Origin of the sequence: Streptomyces sp. rh34 (assembly GCF_002551245.1) — a bacterium.
Classification (GTDB): Bacteria; Actinomycetota; Actinomycetes; order Streptomycetales; family Streptomycetaceae; genus Streptomyces.
Genome location: NZ_NTGZ01000558.1, coordinates 1 through 930 on the forward strand (window position 1 = coordinate 1; position 930 = coordinate 930).

At 70.9% G+C, this 930-nt stretch carries 1 protein-coding gene and 1 pseudogene; both read right to left on the reverse strand.

Annotation, left to right across the window (positions count from 1 at the left end):
- Positions 1-16: 16 nt before the first annotated feature.
- Positions 17-463, reverse strand: a complete 447-nt coding sequence (locus CR470_RS38180) for a hypothetical protein (protein WP_097872319.1) — start codon at positions 461-463, stop codon at positions 17-19.
- A gap of 94 nt (positions 464-557) precedes the next feature.
- A pseudogene (locus tag CR470_RS38185) lies at positions 558-930 on the reverse strand (hypothetical protein); the annotation flags it as partial.

The following is a 930-nucleotide window of genomic DNA, read 5'->3' on the forward strand; positions in this document are numbered from 1 at the left end:
GCTCCGGTCACCGGGCTCACCGCCCGGGTGCCGGCGCGGGTGCGGGTGCCGCCCACGGGCCCCCGTAGCCCGGGGGCGTCCAACCCTGCGGCGGCACGGGTGGGGTCTCCTCGCGCTCCAGGGCGCTGCGGCGGCGGATGCGGCTGAGTACCCACACATTGCCCAGGTGCATGACGCCGAGCACCAGCAGGACCACGCCCACCTTCACCGAGAGGGCCTCGAACAGCTCACGGGCGTCGGCGACCCCGCCGGCGTTCTTCAGGTAGAGCGTGACGAACCCGAGGTTGACCAGGTAGAAGCCGACCACCAGCAGGTGGTTGACGGCGTCGGCGAGCTTCTCGTTCCCGTGCAGCACATCGGCGAGGAAGATCCGCCCGTTCCGGCTGAGGGTGCGGGCGACCCAGACGGTGAGCGCCACGGTGATCAGCAGATAGATGACGTACGTGACAACAGTGAGGTCCATGCCCCACCCTCCCTTGAACACGTTCAAAAATGCTCTTGGGCATGACTGTAGACCCCTTCTTGAACATGTTCAAGAAGGGGTCGCGGGGGTGGGGTCAGAGAGTCTTGGGTTCGGTCGGATCAGTCGGATCAGTCGGATCGGAGGGCCCGGCCGGCTCGGGCTGCTCCGTCAGAGCGTCGGCGATCTCCCCGCGCAACGCCTCGCCGTACAGCGGCGTCAGCTCCGCGAGCGCCGTGTTCCACTCCTCGGCCGCACGGTCCGCCGCCTCCCGGAAGCCCCGCGTCACCAGGCCCCGGGCGAAGAACAGCGCCACCGCGCCCACCGGCCGCAGCAGCCACCGCCCGCGCACGACCAGCACCACGGAGACCCGCCAGGAACCGTCCTCGGCCGCGCGCGGCGTGATGGTCAGGCGGGCCTTGCCCAGCCGGTGCACCGCCCGGCCGGAGACCGGGGGCCGGGCGGTGCAC

Coding starts and splice junctions, on each gene's coding strand:
- CR470_RS38180 (WP_097872319.1), bottom strand. CDS start 463: ATGGACCTCACTGTTGTCACGTACGTCATCTATCTGCTGATCACCGTG.